Raw genomic sequence first — 17,233 nt, forward strand, 5'->3', positions numbered from 1 at the left:
ATGATTTCCCCCCAAGAACTTCTTAGTGCGTACGCAAATGGTGCTTTCCCTATGGCGGATTCCCGGGATGATTCCGAAGCCAAGTGGTACACATCGAGTAGGCGTGGAATAATTCCTCTGGAACAGTTTAGGGTGTCTTCGAATGTTAAACGAATAGTTCGAAACCACCATTATCATGTTAAGTTTGATTATGCCTTTAGAGATGTAATGGAGGGGTGTGCCGATCGAGATTCAACATGGATTTCGCACGATATCGTTAAATCCTATTGTCAGCTTCATCGCCTCGGATATGCCCATTCAGTGAGTGTATATAATAAAAAATGGGAGCTTGTAGGGGGGCAGTACGGAGTGTCACTGGGGGCTGCCTTTTTTGGTGAATCGGTGTTTGGGTGGGCTAAAGAAGCGTCTAAGGTTGCTCTTTACTGGACACACAAAGCGTTAAAAGAGGGAGGTTTTGAATTATGGGACACCCAGTTCTGGACTGAGCATCTCTCACAATTTGGTTGTGTTGAGATACCGGCTAATGAATACGAAAAGCGACTGGATTCGGCACTTAAGAAAGAAGCAGTATTTGAAGCAGTGCAGGTGCAGTGAACAGTTAAACAGTTAACAGAAAAAACACGTTCTCTGTCAACTGATAACTGTTGAGCTGAATCAGTATTCCCGGACTGAAATTTGACGTATAGCTTCATCACGGGAGCTGCTTTCCAGCACTGATTTACGGATTTGCAGATCAATGCGATCGGGGATTTCTTGGTAACGACTGTTCAAGTTGACAGAAACCATAATTTGTTGATTTGATTCAACAGAACGCAATGTCCGTCCGTAATCAGCAATAGTAGATTTAAGATTTGATAAAAACTGCTCATACGCTCTTTGGATCTTTTCTTTTTCTTCAGCGCGATTGGCTTCAACTTCTTCCCGTTTATGTGCTCGAACGCTATCTCTGACCTCAATATCGATATCAATATTTTCTTCTAATTCGGCGCGAGCTCTTTCCAGGTCCTCCCTGACTACTTTTAGGGAATTGTGAAGGTTTGATAGGTCAAATTTAAATCCTGAATGATTCGCATATCGAACATCAAAAGAGAATAGGGCGCCAAAATTATCCAGTTTTAGGTAATCTACAGTCCCCCTGATCTGGAAACTTGATTCCTCAGCATCAGCATCTTCAAAGGCCGTTTTAAATATATTGGCCATAACGCGCAAATCTTTTTCCTGTTGGGCGGATGCCTCAACAACATTGCTATCAAGTCGATTTCGAAAGTCATCGTTACTCATATCGCCAGAACGATAGACCTTAAGATCGCTTACATTGGCGACAACCGAGATAGTGGGTAAAGATTGTTGCTCGGTTTTTTGTTGAGAATCATCGCTACGGAAAACTCTGATTTCTCTATTGGTTTGATTTGCTTCATACATGACCATCACTTTTTGATCATCGGAGAGTTGTCCGATCGTTGAGGCATAATCTCTGAGAAATTCTACTATTCTATCAGTTATTGATTCTTGGGTCACCGACTTACCATTTTCTCCTTCCCCATATTGGAATTGGTAAGAGAATTGATTGTCATCACTTTGAAAAATGATGAATGGCCGCTGGCTGGTATTAATCTTAAAAATAATGCCGTAATTCGGTAAATAAGTACCGTTGATATTGTGTTGGCCGAATCTATTCGATCCGATAGCATGGATGTTAAGATTATCTCCGTTGCCTTCGAATTGTGTTTTGAACAATTCTTCCAACACATTTTCCATGATGTTGATATCACGGTTCATCCTGTTAGTGTCAATATCAGATTGTGCGGCAGCCTGTTGAATGGTACTCATCAACACAATGACCGTCGCTGTTGATAATATTTGTAAAACGTATTTCATAACTCATCCTCAATTTAATTTTCGTTTTGATAACTGACGGTTTGTAATACTTGCCCAAGGTATTCGTTGGTACGGTTGATACGGTAGTTGGTATTTTCTTGAAGCTGGCTTAGCGTTTTATTGACCAGCTGTAAATCCTGCATGCGCTGCTCTTCAAAGTATGCGATTACCTGCTGCAGCTGCTCTCCATTTTGCTGGTCAATAGCATCGGCATAATCTGCCAACATTGTCGCATTTTCTTTTTTGATTTGAGCAATAAGAGCATTGGCTTCCTCCTGTGATAATCCTTGATTAACCGTAGGTGAATATCCCAGGCTAATAGCAAGTCCGTCGTTGGAAGTATCAATGTGGAGTTGGGCAAGAGATCCCAAGAAAAAGAAAAAAATGAGCCCTGCGGCGGCTGCAAAAACCGTTTTGCCGAGCAGGGAATGCGGCCACAAATTTTTGGCTTGTGTCCACCAATGGCTTAACGGGCGTTCGTTTAGTTCCATCACCAGTAGTTGTTGGGCGGGATCTGGTTCCGGCATTTGCTGTAGCACGGTACGAGTCTGTTTCAGCTGTTCCAGTTCTTCGCGGATATCAGGATTTTTGTCCAGATATGTTTCCAGTTTTGTTTTATCGCTCTTAGAAATCTCATCATAGAGATAATCCATAAAGAGCGATCGGGCAAGTTGATCATTCATAGCGTAATGCCTCCAGTTCAATATTCCATTGGTCAAAAAGTGTTCTTATTTTGGTCAATCTGTAGTACATGCGTGATTTAACGGTGTTTTCCGGTTCGTCAAGGATTTCTGCAATTTCGCAAAATTTAAGTCCCTCATATTCTTTCATGATCACGACGATGCGTTGCTTGGGCGGCAGTTGATCAAGTGCCAATTGTAAAATCGATTCAAGTTCTTCTTTCTGAACCTGCCGTTCTGGGTTAGCTGCAAAATCTTTTGCAGTAAGATGATTGGGCAATGACTCCAACGGAGCTGATCGCCTTCTGCCGGCTCGTTTAACTTCATCGAGACAGAGATTATTGGCAATGCGATAAATCCACGGAGGAAATTTGTCAGCATCGTCAAGCGTATTAAGTTTTTTATACGCTCTTATAAATGTTTTCTGGGTGATTTCAGTGGCCTCATCGTGACTCGAAAAATAGCGAAATGCAAAACGGTGAATGCGCTTTTGCCATCGATTAACGAGAGTGTTGAAGGCCTCGATATCTCCATTTCGAAAATTATGTATCAGTTGTGCATCAGTCATCAAAAAGACTCCCGGGAGTTACCAACTTAACACTGCCTTTCAGCAGCATGTTACGAATCGTACATTGTAATGACGATGCAGGAGGGGAAAAAGTTTTAAATTAATAGATATTTACTTTTCGGATTTCAAGATAAGTCGTTCCATTGCTTTAAATAATTCCCGCACCTGGTTGGTATTATTGGGATCATTTAAAAAAATATATGCTTGATTCCCGGAGGGATGGTAAATATTAAAGAGTTCAAAGCCTCGAACTGAGCCGTCCAAATTTACGGTAGGGCTTTTAAATTGCTTGCGGTATTTAGCTTCAAATAATGCATCAGAACGAACATAATCGTAAAACTTCAACAGGTTATCGAGGTTAGAATACATGCCGCCACTCCCTTTTATGAGCCAGGATGTTGGCCCCCAGTTGGGTGGAATGTTTGGTATTCCCACTTTTTGGGGACCTGCACCTACGGCAAAGTCTGTGAGTTTATGCCCTGATATTTTGCCATATTCATTAGTATGATTCATTTCCGCAGGCTCAAAAAAGTTCTGATATAGAAAATCGAAATAGGATTGTCCCGATATCTTTTCCACAAGAGCCGCCAGCAGTACAAAAGCCCCGTGAGAATGTTGACGATCTTTGCCCGGTTCAAACAGTAGTTGTTGATTTAGGAGTCGATTAACAGCCTTTTCTCTGTCAATCCATTGCAGGTCGGGGTCCCAATCTTCCGCAGTATGGAAAAAGTCAGGAAGCCCTGATTGTCCCGTCATCAAATGTCGAAGGGTCATTGAGGCTTTATCAGCAGGAACATTATTGAGATAATGGTCGATGGTATTATCCTGGTCAAGGTTTCCTCGTTGTTCCAACAAATAGATAGCAGCCTTGGTAAAGTCGATGGGCCGCGAGCCAACACCAAAAATTGTTGATATTGTGTTGGGGATTTCAAGTTGCTTATTGGCCATCCCAAATCCTTTCTTTAAAAAGACTTTGCCATTTAGTTGAACGTATGCTATGCCAGCCATTCCTTCGGATTCTAGCTTGGCAAATGTTTCATCGAGGTTGTTTCGGCTTAAGGTGATTGGCTCCGGGGGATCAGCAAGTCTCAGACCGTGAATTCCATCTTCTTCAAGTGCTATGTCGATATAAATGCTGTCATTATATCCTACTATAGATAGCTGGATACCTTCCGGTTGAGGAGTTACGTTGATGTCGTTCCATCGTGTGGGAACTTGCTGACGAATATTTTTCAAGTGATCAAAAACAGAAGAGCGATCGTTCATTTCTGGCAGAACCATTGATTCGTCAATAAATTGCTCTATTGCTGAATCGGATTCACTTTTTAGCATATGCTCGACGGATTGAATGGCTTTCCGAACATGCTCTGGCGGCCCCTCTTGTGCGGTAATAGTATTCGTTATGCCGATACAAAGAATAATAAATACAACCAATAACAAGTGATGTGATAGTTTCACGATATGTAAATTCTAAAATTTGGACTTTCTCGTGATGTTATGACGAGCTGACAAACAAAAAAGTTTTAAAATGATAGAAATAAAAAGCCCTCAGGATTTTGAATATCCTGAGGGCTTGGAAACTAGTTAAAAAAAGTGAGATTTATGCTTTCAGAGAAGCAGCTTCATGCACTTCTCGAACTTTCTTCTTGATCCCTTCCGAATCAAGGCCCACTTCGTGGTGAAGCTCTTCCTGTGTTCCGTGTTCTACAATACGGTCAGGAATACCCATAATGGTAGTCGGAGTATGATATGGTTTGTCTGCCATAAATTCTACGACTGCACTTCCAAAACCGCCTAACTTAGTACCATCTTCAATGGTAATAATATGATCATAGCTTTGGCAGACTTCTTTGATGAGCTCTGTATCCAGAGGTTTAGCAAATCGCATGTTAAAATGTCCCACACTGATGCCCTCTTTAGCTAAGTCATTGGCTGCTTTCATTACATAGTTGCCAAAGGGACCAAAGCTGAGTATTGCGATCTCATCACCGTCACGCAGTTTTTCGCCTTTCCCAATTTCCATTGCTTTAAAACCTTCAGGGATCTTCATGCCGGTTGCTCTACCCCTCGGATAACGTATAGCCCATGCGGCCTCATCATATTTTGAGGCGGTATACATCATATCTCGTAACTCTTCTTCATTCATTGGGGAGGAGACGATCATGTTCGGGACTCCGCGGAGGTATGAAATATCATAGGCTCCGTGATGGGTAGGTCCGTCGGCACCAACCAAGCCGGCACGGTCAATACAGAACACAACGGGCAACTTTTGGATAGCCACATCATGTATTACTTGATCATAAGCTCGTTGCAGGAAGGTAGAGTAGATAGCAGCAAAGGCTTTTTTACCTTCAGCAGCTAAACCAGCAGCAAAGGTGATAGAGTGTTGTTCGGCAATTCCTACATCAAATGCTCTGTCAGGATATTTATCCATTAAGGGCCACAAGCTGGAACCACTGGGCATAGCCGGTGTAATACCGACAATATCTTCGTTTTTATCAGCTAGTTCTACTACAGCTTCTCCAAAAACGTGCTGATATTTGGGGGGTTTTGGGGCTGTGTCGGGATCCAGAGTTTTGCCGGTAATTTTGTCAAAGGGGCTACTCTGTGCATGCCATTTCGTTTGTTCACGTTCGGCAGGAGCAAACCCTTTGCCTTTTACGGTAACCGCATGTAAAAGCTTTGGTCCGGGTATATCTTTAAGGTCTTCGAGGTGGCGGCGCATGGTATCTACATTATGTCCGTCGACAGGTCCATAATATTTAAAGCCTAAGGCTTGGAAAAGCCCTCCCGGTGTTATGGCAGCCGTTACTGCTTTTTCAAGCTTTGATGCCACTCTGCGCATCTTGTCACCGGCCGATTTAAAATGTCCGAGCATGTCATAGATTTCATCACGCAGTTTATTAAATGTTTTACTGGTGGTGATATCCGTTAAATATTCTTTGAGTGCTCCAACATTGGGATCTATAGACATACAGTTATCATTAAGGATAACTAAGATGTCAGAGTTCATAACCCCTGCGTTATTCATTGCTTCAAATGCCAGTCCCGCTGTCATCGCTCCATCACCGATAACCGAAACTACTTTTTTGTCGCTATCATCAAGGTCTCTGGCTACTGCCATACCAAGACCTGCTGAAATAGAGGTGCTGGAGTGCCCTACTCCGAAGGTATCATATTCGCTTTCGCTACGTTTGGGAAATCCTGAGAGGCCGCCATATTTTCTATTGGTATGAAAGTTGTCGCGGCGACCAGTGAGAATTTTGTGCCCATAAGCCTGGTGTCCAACATCCCATAATAAAAGATCTTTGGGCGTATCATAGACATAATGTAGTGCTACCGTCATTTCAACCACGCCAAGACTGGCACCAAAATGCCCTCCATGGATAGATACAATATCAACGATGAAATCCCGAAGTTCGTCACAAACTTCAACGAGCTGATTGGGGTCTAGTTTTTTAAGATCTTCTGGAGAGTCAATATTGGCAAGTAGCGGTCCTGGCGTTATTTCTTCAAATTCCATATTCTGTTATTCATTATTATTATCATCATCATTGGCATGTTGCTCAGCTACATTTTTGATACGCAACTCTGCCTCTTCAAGTGTTTCTGTACAGAGGTTAGACAATTTAATACCCTCTTCATACAGTTTGATAGATTTTTCCAGTGAGATAGATTCACTTTCAAGCTCTTTTACCACTGATTCCAGTCTAGATAAAGCCTCTTCGAAGCTTGGTCGTTCCTTCTTACTCATAAAAAGAATTTTTAGGCGTGTAGTTCGCAATATAGAAAACCATAAAAATAAAAAGGTTTAACCGTCGGAATCCAATTCTTTTTCCATTTCCTGTTCTTTTTTCTTTTTCTGTTTTTGTGTTTCTCGGTCAAATTGTTGGATAAATGAGTCCAGTTCACTGCCACTCAAAAAAGAAATTTTCTGTGTTTTCCGATATTGCTGGTAAAATACAGAAATTAATGCAACTGATGGAACAGCAATAAGTAATCCCAAGAGTCCAAACATAAAGCCGAATAATAGCAATGATACCATTACCAATAAGGGGTGGAGGCCTACATGCCGTCCCACTACTCGTGGTACAATAAAACCGGACTCTAAAATCTGTTCGATGCCAAAAACGATATATATGCCGGGCAGGTACTCGTACCAAGGTTGCCCAGTGGAAATACCAACCAGTGTACATAACGTAACGCTAAACCATAGGCCAAATGTCGGGATGAAATTTGTAAGCCCGGCTACAATTCCTAGCACCAGGGCGTATGGAATGCCTACAAGGTAAAAACCGATACTAAGATTTATCGCACTAATCAGTACTACTATAAACTGCCCGCGCAGATATGATCCTACAATACGGCTAATTTCTGTGGTGTAATCTGTTGAAACATTGGAGGGAGTTATCAGGGAGCGTACAAATACGCCGATTTTTTCATAATCCCGAATCATAAAAAAGCATAGAAAAGGCATAAGTATGATAAGAAATGCTACCGTAACAATACTTCCGAGTCCTGAAACATAGGATGATGAAAGGGAAGTAAGGCCCTCATAAAATTCTTGGGTAAATAGATTAAGTTGTGTAACAAGTTTGGTTTTTATCGATGCGGTATCAAAACCAAGGTTTTCAAAAACGATTAAAATGCCTGAGTCTTCAACAACAGTTTCGGTATTGTTGGAAATTTCATAAACGAATGAGCCAAGCTTTGAAACCTGTTCAATAAGTGGGGGGATCGCTAAAAAGAGAATGAGAGCCAGTACGCCAAGACTGGCTACGGTAAAGATACCTGCGATAGCTCCCCGCGGAATGCGCCGACGTTCGAGCATCTCAACAAGTGGATTTATGATAAATGCAATAATATAGGCTAATACAAACGGAATAAGGAGGTGCCCCGAGTCATAAATAAGCCAGAGGCCTGCCGAAAAGAAGGTGGCATATAAGAGTGCACGTGCTACCGGCTGCTTCCGAATGGGGTACAGAATAATACCGATTAACAGTCCGTACCCCAATGGGTTGATTAAGTGTTCAAGCAGGTACATTAAAAAGAGCAGGCCGGCTACACCACCGCCTAATAAAATTAGCTGCCCACGTTCGTTAAGCCACGAATGAGGATGTTTTGCCATAAAAATATCGGTTCTTTAATGAAAGACAATTTAATTGATGCATTGTAATTGTCCAACCTCTTCGTAATGGCTATTTAAGAGTACGTTTAGTTATCGTTTTTCCGTCAGAGCTAAATATAATACCCCCGTCAAGGCTGGTAAAATGGAGGTCGTTTATATACTTATGTAATCGCGATATAACTGTTTTGTGTGGGTGTCTGAATCTATTTTTTAAGGCGAGTGATACCACGCCGGTTTGGGCCGTAATATGCTGTAAAAGTAAAGGCGTGGAACTTGTTTTGCTTCCGTGATGGGCAACTTTAAGAACATCTGTATCAGCTAGCATGGGATAGTCTTTAACAAGCTGTGCCTCTTGTTTTTGTTCAGCATCTCCGAGAAAAAGGAATTCAGTATTCCCATAGATTAGTTCCATAAGCAATGAACGGTTATTGACATTAGAGTTAGCCGTTTGCGTATCGGGCCCATATATGAATATTCGCATTGAGGGATCTATCATTACGATATCTCCGGCAGAAAGAGGTACTATGGGTATATTCTGTTCAGATGCTTTTTGATGATACTTCTGGTATAGCCCAGAGTTATATGGCGTGCCCGAATTATAGATGGTGTCTATAGGAATCTGGTTGATCAGCTCAGGGATGCCTCCAATATGGTCGGCGTGAGGATGAGAAAGGAAAACCCCATTGAGTTTGGTAATGTTTTCTGCTTTAAGGTGAGGCAGTAGAATATATTTTGCACTATTATATGTAAGTTGCCAGCGCCCTGTATCTATAAGAAAGTGTTTGTCGTTAGGGGTGCTTACAAGTGTTGCATCCCCCTGGCCTACATCAAATATGGTTATTTGTAATTCCTCTGGAGACAGTTTTTGAATAACAGATTTACCCTGGCCTATACAGAGTAATAGTAGAAACAAGATGAGTATTTTCCAGCGTATTTTTGGGATGGTAAGCGTAGCAAGAAAAAATATGGAAATCGTCCAGATGCCAAAAAGCAGCAGGCTGTCTATATGGACTTGTATCCAGCTTCCCGGCCAATGAGCTGCCATAGTTACAAACTGTTCCAAGGCTCGCAGAAAATATTCAATGGGGAAGTTTAAAAAATTGGCAATACCAGGAGATGCCATCCCAATGGGTAGTATTAGCAAGGCAAGAGGTATAGCAATTCCTAAAAAAGGAATGACAAGAGCATTTGTGAAAGGTCCAACAATCGAAAACTCGCCAAAGTAATATGCAAGCAGTGGAAACAAACCCAGCTGGACAATAAATGAAATCATAACAATCATCAGAGGTTGCCCATACCACCGATACTGTATCCAAATGGGAAGTGGTTTTGTGAATACAGGTGCGAGCAGAAGTATGATATACACTGCACTGAAAGAAAGTTGAAATCCAATGGAGAATAGATCACTCGGGTTTATTATTAGGATAATAAGTGCTGCAACGGCAGTTAGATTTTTAGAATTTCGAACTTTGTAAAAGAGCTTACCATAAGCTAAAAAACCTCCTACCAAAGAAGCCCTTGTAACTGAGGCAGGGAAGCCGGTCAGGCCGGCATAAAAAAAGAGGAAGCCGATTAAGAATACCAGTCCCAGTTGTTTGCCGTAGCGAAAGGTCCAGAAAAAAGGAATAATAACCCAGAACGGTGCCAGGATAAAACCAACATGTAAGCCCGAAACTGCCATAATGTGAGAGAGTCCGGCACGTGAAAAAGCAACTTTGTTTTCGCGTTGCAATTCATTTTTGTATCCAATAAGCAGTGCTTTTGCCAGCGAAGTGGTTTGGTTGCTAAAGTTGGTATTTATTGCGTCTAATGCCTGTTGTCGTATATTGGTCCACCTAGGAAATACGCCGGTTTGTGGGCCAATATGGTCAATTTCGTTAATTCCGGCCTGTGAATAAATACCTATCGAAGCTAAATAATCTTTGTAATTAAATTGCGAGGGATTGCTGGGAGCTTCGAGAGGATAAATAGTAGCATTGAAGGCAATGTTGTTGCCTAGCTTTACATCCTCGGGTAATGGAAGATCATCCGGATTGAGTATTGCACGGAGTTTATAAGATTTATTCCATACTAAGTTATTGGGGAAGGAAGTGGTATCAATCTCTACATCAATCTGGAACTTACCGGTGCTTGTTTGTTTAAGTTGCTCTATGGTTCCATAAAATGTTAAATCTTGCCAGGTATAGCTATTTATGATTTTTGCATGGGTGGGCGAGTCCCTATAGTCAAAAAGAGAGTGCCAGAAGCCGCCAAAGGCCACAACCAATCCCAAATAACAGCAGATGGCAATGCGGAACGAAGAGGTACGCAAAGAGGATTGATGGTGCCACTCACTTACGATATAAATGGTGGCTATTATCCCAAAAGCTAGAGCCCAAATGAGCGTTGAGAGATGGGTATGGTAGTCTATTATGATACCGCAAGCCAGCAATAGTAGTAATCGTATTGCCGGGTATGAGGCAAAAGGGAAGTGATATGTTTGTCGGCTATCCACATAAGTATGACCAATTGTAGGGAAGTTCCTTACTTAATAATTGCTAAATGATGTTTCAGGATTGAAGTTATGCTTTGAAATGGCATTGGCGGTGCTTATAATTTTAATAGTTAGAAGAGTTGTATTTCTACAATGTTTAGTAAGCATAACATATAATTGAAAATAAACTATAAGGGATATGAAATTTGGTAAAGCGCTAGTATTTGTTCTTGTCTTGGCCATCATTACAGGAGCTCTATATATTGGGAATGAACAGGAAAAGAAAACAGAGACGAAAAAGAAAGATTGGGCACTTGTAATTCATGGAGGAGCTGGTACAATATCGAAGGATAAGCCTGATTCTGTAGTAAAAGCCTATAAAAATGATCTCAGTGAAGCTCTTGCTGTAGGAGAGGAGATTTTAAAGAATGGTGGTTCAGCTTTGGATGCTGTTGAAAATGTAATTAACTACCTGGAAAATAACCCCAAGTTTAATGCGGGGAAAGGGGCTGTATTTACCCACGATGGGGGACATGAGCTGGATGCTGCAATGATGGTTGGTAATACGCGCGAAGCCGGTACTATTACAGGGGTTAAAACAGTAAAAAATCCTATTTCATTGGCACGATTGGTAATGGAAAATTCTAAGCATGTTATGTTTGCTGGAGATGGGGCTGAGAAGTATGCTGATAAGTTTGAGCTTGAGCGTGTTAACCAAGACTACTTTTTCACCGAACACCGCCATAAAGCATGGAAGCGGGCTTTGAAACGTGAAAAGCAGGAAGATGCACAGTCTAGCGTAATAGATCTTAGCCCTGAGGAGCTTAAACAGAAATACGGGACGGTCGGTGCGGTGGCAGTTGATAAAGAAGGACAGATTGTCGCCGGTACTTCAACCGGTGGTATGACAAACAAAAAGTTTGGCCGTGTTGGTGATGTCCCTATCATCGGAAGCGGTACCTATGCCAGTGATGTAGTAGCAGTTTCTATGACAGGGTGGGGTGAGAAAATAATGCGGGCTGTTTCAGGCCATACGGTGAGTGCTTATATGAAGCATAAGCCTGCTTCAATTGAAGAGGCCGGTAATTATTTGCTCGAAGATGTGTTGGATAAAGGAGATGCAGGAATGATTGGCGTTGATAAAAAAGGTAATATATTTATGGGTATGAATACGCAGGGAATGTTCCGTGGTGCTTCTGATTCTGAAGGAAATAGAGAAGTGGCTATCTGGAAATAACAGTAGTGGTAATTTTGTAATAGGAGGGCATAATGCGATGGCATTTATGTCCTTTTTCTTTTACATAGGGTTTTGGAAACCAGGAATATTAATCAAAATGATTGGTTTTATATTGATCTCTTAAAGCCGTTCCAATACGCCTGTAATAACTTGGGTCATTTGGGGCTCTGCAATACCTGCTGCTTCTAACACTTCTTCAATATTCACTGGTTCCAATGCATCAGGGAAGCATTCATCGGTTATTACTGAGATACCGAGTATATCCATACTCATATGGACAGCAGCAATAACTTCAGGCACGGTGCTCATACCTACCACATCAGCACCAATATTTCGTAAAAAGCGATATTCAGCTTTGGTTTCTAATGTAGGACCACTAAGGGCCAGGTAAACACCTTCGTGCATTTTTATACCTTTATCTAATGCCACTTGTTCAGCGACATCGCGAAGTTGTTCGGTATATGGATCACTCATATCCGGGAAACGGGGACCGAGCTCTTCGTCATTGGGGCCAATAAGCGGATTATCGCCCAGCATATTGATATGATCATTTATCAGCATAATTTCACCACGGCGAAAGTTCGTATTCATGCCACCGCTTGCATTACTGACTATGAGTGTATCAGCACTGAGTTCCTTTATCACCCGTATTGGGAAAGCAATTTCCTGCATAGAGTAGCCTTCGTAATAATGAAATCGTCCCTGCATGGCAACAACATCTTTTCCGCTCAGTGTACCAAAAAGCAGACGCCCGGCATGACTTTCAACTGTTGAGACGGGGAAATGGGGAATGTCGGAATAGGAGATGCTGTCTCGTATATCAATTTCATCTGCAAGGTCGCCAAGTCCTGTTCCAAGAATTATTAAGTAGTCAGGTTGCGCGTCTGTTTCTTGCTTAAGATATGTTATTGCTTCAGCACGTTTTTTTCGAAACTCTTCTACAGATTCCAGGTGCATGAATGGTGCTTTTTATTTAAGGTTGGCTATAAAAATGATTCAAAAATATAAAAAAGATGTAGCGAAAAGAATATCAAAATTAGTTGTTAATATAGATGACACACTGTGCTTGTCCTTTTTTAACTATATAATAGTGCAATGATTCCGTTAATCCAGCTCATCAATAATGTCATCCATATTTTCGGCACCAGGGGGTAGGGGGTGAGCCTCTTCTTCAAATTCGGAGTTGTCTTCTTCGACTATACTCTTTGTCCGGCGTTCGGCTTTTTCGTTCAGTTTATCAGAAAACTTATCTTCGTCAGCAGGGAGATCAAAGAGGGCCGCTTCATCTTTTGAAAACTGTTCCAATGATTCTTGGGCCATTTCCAGGTATGAGCGGATGCCTCCGATAATTTCTTTTCGTCGGTCAAGTAATCGGATAATACTTTGGCGAACCTGTTGGCGCTGCTGTGTTGCTTCTCGTATAATGGATTCGGCTTCCATTTCTGCCTTTTCAATCTTGTTGCGGGCATCTTTTCGGGCGCCGGTTAGTTTTTGTTCGGCCGACTCCTTGGCCGTTTGCAGCGTTTCGTGTAATGCTTCTTCCACTCGTTCATAGTGTTTGAGCTTTTCTTCAAGCTCATCAATGCGTTTTTCCAACTCTCGGTTTTTGGTAACCATATGTTCCCATTCGTTGGACATAAGGTTTAAAAAAGCCTGAACTTCGGCTTTGTCATATCCTCGTAAAGATTTTTCAAACTCCTGCTGTTTGATTTCAAGTGCGGTAAGTTTCATAGCTTGTGCCCTAAGTAATCAGATAAATTTGTGTAATCTAATGTACTACTCTCGCAGCATATTCTGTAAGTTGTTATCGTCCTTTGACCCAGATTGTTCCTTGGTTATTTCTCGATCTTCGATTTCGATATTTTCTTTGGGAGCTTCGATCTGTTTGTTGCCCTCAGAAGATGAATACTGTTCTGAGGATTCATCAGTTGCTATTGTTTCTAAGTTTTTCAAGCGGTTTTCAGTTTTTTTCTTGTGTTCCATGAATGCTTTCGCCAGCCTGTTAAACTGTTCTTCTTCTATAGAACTGTTATTTCTGTTAATCCAGGCTTTAATTAATCCAAATGTTTTTGATGCCAGGTAGCCAACAAGGGCAAAGGCCCCCAGGGAACCTACCAAGGCAACTACCATTTCTTCAAAGCTCATAATTGGACTCCGTCTTTTGTATTAAGATCGTTAGTTAATCCTTCTTCCTTAACTTGTGGTGCTTCTAGTTCTATAAAAGATTCGTTGTCATCTTGCTGTCCAGCAATTGCTTCTTCAATATTTTGGACACGTTGCTCCATCTCTTTTGTATGTTGAATAAAAGCTCTTGCAAGTTTATCAAAATCTTCAACGTCAATGGTCGTCTTTTTATTTTTGTTTACGGATGATCGCACCATGTCAAACAGCTTCCACATAATCAGACCACCGAGGAAAGTACCAAATCCTATAAAAATGAGTCCTATTAAGGTTTCCATACCATTCTTGTAGTGAAGTTAATATCCTTTTTCTTTGTGGCTGATGTTGTTAGTAAAGAGTTATGACCTTGTTTTTTTGCGTTCCTGTAAGTCATTAGTTAATGTGCTGTTCCCTTTGCCAGGAGCCTCTATTTGAGAGTAATGTTCCTTGTCGTTGTTGTCTTCATAAGCAATGATTGCTTCCAGGTTTTGCACTCGTTCCTGCATATCTTTTTTGTGTTGTACAAAGGCTTTCGCCAGTCGGTCAAATTGATGCTCTAACTTCTCATTATTATTGTTTCCCCGATTTAGCCATGATTTAATAATGCCCGTTGTACATCCTATTGCTACAAGGATTATTACAAAAACTTCGCCTTCCATTATTTGGTCCTCCGTTTATCAGCCATATTTGAGACTTCTTGTTGGTTCTGCTCTTTGATGGATGGTTCCTCTTCAATTTCAATCTCTTCCATTCCACGCCCTGATCCGGTTGAAAACTCTTCCGGTTCGCCGGCAGCAATAGCTTCCAAGTTTTCAATGCGCCCTTTGAGAGCGTTGACAAGCTTGCGCAGGTCCTCAACTTCCTCTTCATTTTGGCGACTGCGATTCATCATCGATATTTTATTTTTTTGATACTCAATAATAAAGCCGCCAATAATTGCTACCAGTGGTATAAGAACCCAGATCCAAGCTGCCATAATAAACAGATTTTAAGTTATCTTTATGTAATGTACTAAATCTTAAAGAGATTGAAAGTACTTATAACGATAATTTGGCTCAGTAGTTACGTTCTCCAAAAATAGCACGTCCTACACGCACCATTGTTGATCCTTCTTCAATAGCGATTTCCATATCGTTGGTCATGCCCATCGACAATTCATCCAGCTGTACGTTGTCAGCTTCAAACTTGCGGTGATTATCTCTAATAGTTCGCAGCTTTTTAAATTGGGGGCGAACTTTTTCCACTTCATCGGGATCTACAAAAGTAGCCATTCCCATTAGTCCACGAATCCGCACATGATCCAATTCACGGGCATATGTAAGTATCTCTTCCAGATCTTCTTCTTTGCATCCACTTTTTTGATCTTCACCGCTGATATTTATCTGTACTAGCGTATTGATGGTACGGTCAATGCGAGAAGCCCGTTTCTCAATTTCCCTTAAATACTTGGGTTTTTCAATGGAATGGATCCAGTTAACCCGCTCAACCATATACTTTATTTTATTAGTCTGTAGGTTACCTACCATATGCCATTGAATCTTGTCTTCTTCGTAGGCTTCCATTTTGTCCTGAAGTTCCTTCGCACGGTTTTCTCCAAAGTGGATCTGTCCACACCCAAATGCTTCTTTGATGTTTTCCAGCGGTTTCATTTTGCTGACTGCAACAAGGGTGATTTCATCAGGAGAACGCCCAGCTTGGTTACAGGCTTTGGTAATACGGTCATTTAAATCAGATAAATTTTGGCAAATATTCTCGGACATGCAGTTATAATACTTTTGGGTTTAAAAGGGTCATTCGACATCCGCTATTTTGAGGTTTGGATGTAAGGTTATTGGATAAAAAAGTGCTTTGCATATTGTTAAAAATAAGCTTTTAAGAAAGGTATTAAAATGGTATTTTGTAAGTCTGAAACAAAAGACTCGAACATACATTGATCACTCTCACACTGAGTATTTTTTATTTCGACTCTGATATAATTGCTTATCGCCGAAGGTGCGATTTAACCGAAACTCCAAAGCACGGAGGGCGATAACCAGAATGAATATTCAGGTCCGGCATATATCCACTTTTTTGCACCAGTGGGCTCCGCCCAGCACCAAGCTCGATTATGATAACGTTGGGTTACTTGTCGGAGATCCCAATCAAGAAATATCACGAGCACTTACTTGCCTCGATGTTACGCTAGATATTGTTGATGAGGCCATGCAAAAAAACTGTGACCTCATCGTTGCTCACCATCCCCTTATTTTTAATAGTATTGATCGCATAAATCCAACGAATGAGCAGGGAAAGATCATTTTTAAGCTGATAAAAAATGATATAGCGCTTATTGTAGCGCATACTAATCTCGATGCTGCCCTTGATGGTGTTTCTTTTGTATTAGGAAAGCAGTTGGGGCTTGAGAACATGAAGTTTTTGGATAACAGCTATAATATCAGCAGGAAAATTGTGCTTACTACCAACCACAACGATAGTGAATCGGTGTTGAAGTTGTTGAATTATTACTCGGCTGAAGAAGCACACTATCATAAGGTAGAGGGAAAAAAGGAGGGCCAGTTTACATACGAAGCTATTATGGATGAACATAATGTTTCGGACCTCAAAAAAGAACTCGACAAAAATGGACTGTTACACACTGGTAGTTTTCAGGTAATGGATGTGGCAAGTGCCTCTAATAATGTAGGAATGGGAGTAGTAGGCTTTTATCGTGAAAAGGGTTTAACTCAACAACAGTTCCTCGATACCGTTTCAGAGGCCTTAGATGTAGATGCTATTCGTTTTTCAGGATCTGTTGAGCGTATTAAGAAGGTTGCTGTATGTGGAGGGGCCGGCGTTTCTTTGGTCCGAAAAGCAATAGCACAAGGGGCACAGGCATTTGTTACCGCAGATATTAAATACCACGATTATTTTACCGACACCGATGATTTTTTATTGGTCGATGTAGGCCATTATGAAAGCGAAGTGCCAATGGTAGCGGCGCTTCAGCAAGAACTGTCTGAGGCATTTGAGCAGCTAGACGTTCTTGAAACAGAAGTAGTTACCAACCCAATGCAGGTTTTCATACCTGGTAATAAATAAAATCCGCAGGAATAAACGACGATACTGTAAT

Annotated in this window: 18 protein-coding genes; 3 read left to right on the forward strand and 15 right to left on the reverse strand. The window is 41.3% G+C overall.

Going from position 1 to position 17,233, the window contains the following annotated elements; all coding sequences use genetic code 11:
• The gene (gene aat / locus FCN14_RS10480; RefSeq protein WP_138431231.1) at positions 1-594 is read left to right on the forward strand and encodes a leucyl/phenylalanyl-tRNA--protein transferase; all 594 of its coding nucleotides are present in this window, start codon (positions 1-3) and stop codon (positions 592-594) included.
• Between the two features lie 60 nt (positions 595-654).
• Here aat and FCN14_RS10485 read toward each other — a convergent pair whose 3' ends face one another.
• The 8 genes from FCN14_RS10485 to FCN14_RS10520 all read right to left on the reverse strand — a co-directional run bounded on the left by FCN14_RS10485 (position 655) and on the right by FCN14_RS10520 (position 10,748).
• Positions 655-1,878, reverse strand: coding sequence for a hypothetical protein (locus FCN14_RS10485; protein WP_138431232.1), 1,224 nt, complete (start codon positions 1,876-1,878; stop codon positions 655-657).
• Positions 1,879-1,892: 14 nt separating this feature from the next.
• On the reverse strand, positions 1,893-2,561 hold the full coding sequence (locus FCN14_RS10490) for an anti-sigma factor family protein (protein WP_138431233.1): 669 nt from the start codon (positions 2,559-2,561) through the stop codon (positions 1,893-1,895).
• On the reverse strand, positions 2,554-3,126 hold the full coding sequence (locus tag FCN14_RS10495; RefSeq protein ID WP_138431234.1) for an RNA polymerase sigma factor: 573 nt from the start codon (positions 3,124-3,126) through the stop codon (positions 2,554-2,556). Before FCN14_RS10495 ends, FCN14_RS10490 begins: the two co-directional genes overlap by 8 nt.
• Before the next feature lie 111 nt (positions 3,127-3,237).
• The gene (locus tag FCN14_RS10500) at positions 3,238-4,584 is read right to left on the reverse strand and encodes a serine hydrolase domain-containing protein (protein WP_138431235.1); all 1,347 of its coding nucleotides are present in this window, start codon (positions 4,582-4,584) and stop codon (positions 3,238-3,240) included.
• A gap of 142 nt (positions 4,585-4,726) precedes the next feature.
• Complete coding sequence (dxs, locus tag FCN14_RS10505) at positions 4,727-6,649, reverse strand: 1-deoxy-D-xylulose-5-phosphate synthase (protein ID WP_138431236.1); 1,923 nt, start codon at positions 6,647-6,649, stop codon at positions 4,727-4,729.
• A gap of 6 nt (positions 6,650-6,655) precedes the next feature.
• A complete protein-coding gene (locus FCN14_RS10510) occupies positions 6,656-6,880 on the reverse strand; it encodes an exodeoxyribonuclease VII small subunit (RefSeq protein WP_138431237.1) in 225 nt (74 codons plus the stop codon).
• A gap of 57 nt (positions 6,881-6,937) precedes the next feature.
• Positions 6,938-8,254 (reverse strand): AI-2E family transporter, encoded by a 1,317-nt coding sequence (locus FCN14_RS10515; RefSeq protein ID WP_138431238.1) that lies wholly within the window; start codon positions 8,252-8,254, stop codon positions 6,938-6,940.
• A gap of 70 nt (positions 8,255-8,324) precedes the next feature.
• Positions 8,325-10,748, reverse strand: coding sequence for a DNA internalization-related competence protein ComEC/Rec2 (locus FCN14_RS10520; RefSeq protein WP_171032888.1), 2,424 nt, complete (start codon positions 10,746-10,748; stop codon positions 8,325-8,327).
• A gap of 178 nt (positions 10,749-10,926) precedes the next feature.
• Here FCN14_RS10520 and FCN14_RS10525 point away from each other — a divergent pair, with 178 nt between their 5' ends.
• Positions 10,927-11,964 (forward strand): isoaspartyl peptidase/L-asparaginase family protein, encoded by a 1,038-nt coding sequence (locus FCN14_RS10525; RefSeq protein WP_138431240.1) that lies wholly within the window; start codon positions 10,927-10,929, stop codon positions 11,962-11,964.
• 120 nt (positions 11,965-12,084) lie between these two features.
• Here the strand turns inward: FCN14_RS10525 and FCN14_RS10530 are convergent, their stop codons facing one another.
• The 7 genes from FCN14_RS10530 to FCN14_RS10560 form a co-directional block, all read right to left on the reverse strand.
• Positions 12,085-12,921, reverse strand: coding sequence for a purine-nucleoside phosphorylase (locus FCN14_RS10530; RefSeq protein ID WP_138431241.1), 837 nt, complete (start codon positions 12,919-12,921; stop codon positions 12,085-12,087).
• 147 nt (positions 12,922-13,068) lie between these two features.
• Positions 13,069-13,695 carry a DivIVA domain-containing protein gene (locus FCN14_RS10535; protein ID WP_138431242.1) on the reverse strand — a complete coding sequence of 209 codons (627 nt, stop codon included), beginning with the start codon at positions 13,693-13,695 and terminating at the stop codon, positions 13,069-13,071.
• A gap of 45 nt (positions 13,696-13,740) precedes the next feature.
• The gene (locus FCN14_RS10540; RefSeq protein WP_138431243.1) at positions 13,741-14,109 is read right to left on the reverse strand and encodes a hypothetical protein; all 369 of its coding nucleotides are present in this window, start codon (positions 14,107-14,109) and stop codon (positions 13,741-13,743) included.
• Positions 14,106-14,423 carry a hypothetical protein gene (locus FCN14_RS10545; protein ID WP_138431244.1) on the reverse strand — a complete coding sequence of 106 codons (318 nt, stop codon included), beginning with the start codon at positions 14,421-14,423 and terminating at the stop codon, positions 14,106-14,108. Before FCN14_RS10545 ends, FCN14_RS10540 begins: the two co-directional genes overlap by 4 nt.
• Before the next feature lie 60 nt (positions 14,424-14,483).
• Entirely contained in the window at positions 14,484-14,783 is a 300-nt protein-coding gene (locus FCN14_RS10550) for a hypothetical protein (protein WP_138431245.1), read from the reverse strand.
• Positions 14,783-15,100: a hypothetical protein gene (locus FCN14_RS10555; RefSeq protein ID WP_138431246.1), complete on the reverse strand. Its 318-nt coding sequence runs from the start codon at positions 15,098-15,100 to the stop codon at positions 14,783-14,785. The genes FCN14_RS10550 and FCN14_RS10555 overlap by 1 nt, the downstream gene beginning before the upstream one ends.
• Before the next feature lie 79 nt (positions 15,101-15,179).
• The gene (locus tag FCN14_RS10560) at positions 15,180-15,884 is read right to left on the reverse strand and encodes a YggS family pyridoxal phosphate-dependent enzyme (protein ID WP_138431247.1); all 705 of its coding nucleotides are present in this window, start codon (positions 15,882-15,884) and stop codon (positions 15,180-15,182) included.
• A 277-nt stretch (positions 15,885-16,161) separates the two neighbouring features.
• Between FCN14_RS10560 and FCN14_RS10565 the strand changes: the two genes are divergently transcribed.
• Positions 16,162-17,202 (forward strand): Nif3-like dinuclear metal center hexameric protein, encoded by a 1,041-nt coding sequence (locus tag FCN14_RS10565; RefSeq protein ID WP_138431248.1) that lies wholly within the window; start codon positions 16,162-16,164, stop codon positions 17,200-17,202.
• The last annotated feature ends 31 nt before the right edge of the window (positions 17,203-17,233 follow it).

This window comes from Fodinibius saliphilus, from assembly GCF_005869845.1.
Lineage (GTDB): Bacteria > Bacteroidota > Rhodothermia > Balneolales > Balneolaceae > Fodinibius > Fodinibius saliphilus.

Coding starts and splice junctions, on each gene's coding strand:
- aat (WP_138431231.1), top strand. CDS start 1: ATGATTTCCCCCCAAGAACTTCTTAGTGCGTACGCAAATGGTGCTTTC.
- FCN14_RS10485 (WP_138431232.1), bottom strand. CDS start 1,878: ATGAAATACGTTTTACAAATATTATCAACAGCGACGGTCATTGTGTTG.
- FCN14_RS10490 (WP_138431233.1), bottom strand. CDS start 2,561: ATGAATGATCAACTTGCCCGATCGCTCTTTATGGATTATCTCTATGAT.
- FCN14_RS10495 (WP_138431234.1), bottom strand. CDS start 3,126: ATGACTGATGCACAACTGATACATAATTTTCGAAATGGAGATATCGAG.
- dxs (WP_138431236.1), bottom strand. CDS start 6,649: ATGGAATTTGAAGAAATAACGCCAGGACCGCTACTTGCCAATATTGAC.
- FCN14_RS10510 (WP_138431237.1), bottom strand. CDS start 6,880: ATGAGTAAGAAGGAACGACCAAGCTTCGAAGAGGCTTTATCTAGACTG.
- FCN14_RS10515 (WP_138431238.1), bottom strand. CDS start 8,254: ATGGCAAAACATCCTCATTCGTGGCTTAACGAACGTGGGCAGCTAATT.
- FCN14_RS10525 (WP_138431240.1), top strand. CDS start 10,927: ATGAAATTTGGTAAAGCGCTAGTATTTGTTCTTGTCTTGGCCATCATT.
- FCN14_RS10530 (WP_138431241.1), bottom strand. CDS start 12,921: ATGCACCTGGAATCTGTAGAAGAGTTTCGAAAAAAACGTGCTGAAGCA.
- FCN14_RS10535 (WP_138431242.1), bottom strand. CDS start 13,695: ATGAAACTTACCGCACTTGAAATCAAACAGCAGGAGTTTGAAAAATCT.
- FCN14_RS10540 (WP_138431243.1), bottom strand. CDS start 14,109: ATGAGCTTTGAAGAAATGGTAGTTGCCTTGGTAGGTTCCCTGGGGGCC.
- FCN14_RS10545 (WP_138431244.1), bottom strand. CDS start 14,423: ATGGAAACCTTAATAGGACTCATTTTTATAGGATTTGGTACTTTCCTC.
- FCN14_RS10550 (WP_138431245.1), bottom strand. CDS start 14,783: ATGGAAGGCGAAGTTTTTGTAATAATCCTTGTAGCAATAGGATGTACA.
- FCN14_RS10555 (WP_138431246.1), bottom strand. CDS start 15,100: ATGGCAGCTTGGATCTGGGTTCTTATACCACTGGTAGCAATTATTGGC.
- FCN14_RS10560 (WP_138431247.1), bottom strand. CDS start 15,884: ATGTCCGAGAATATTTGCCAAAATTTATCTGATTTAAATGACCGTATT.
- FCN14_RS10565 (WP_138431248.1), top strand. CDS start 16,162: ATGAATATTCAGGTCCGGCATATATCCACTTTTTTGCACCAGTGGGCT.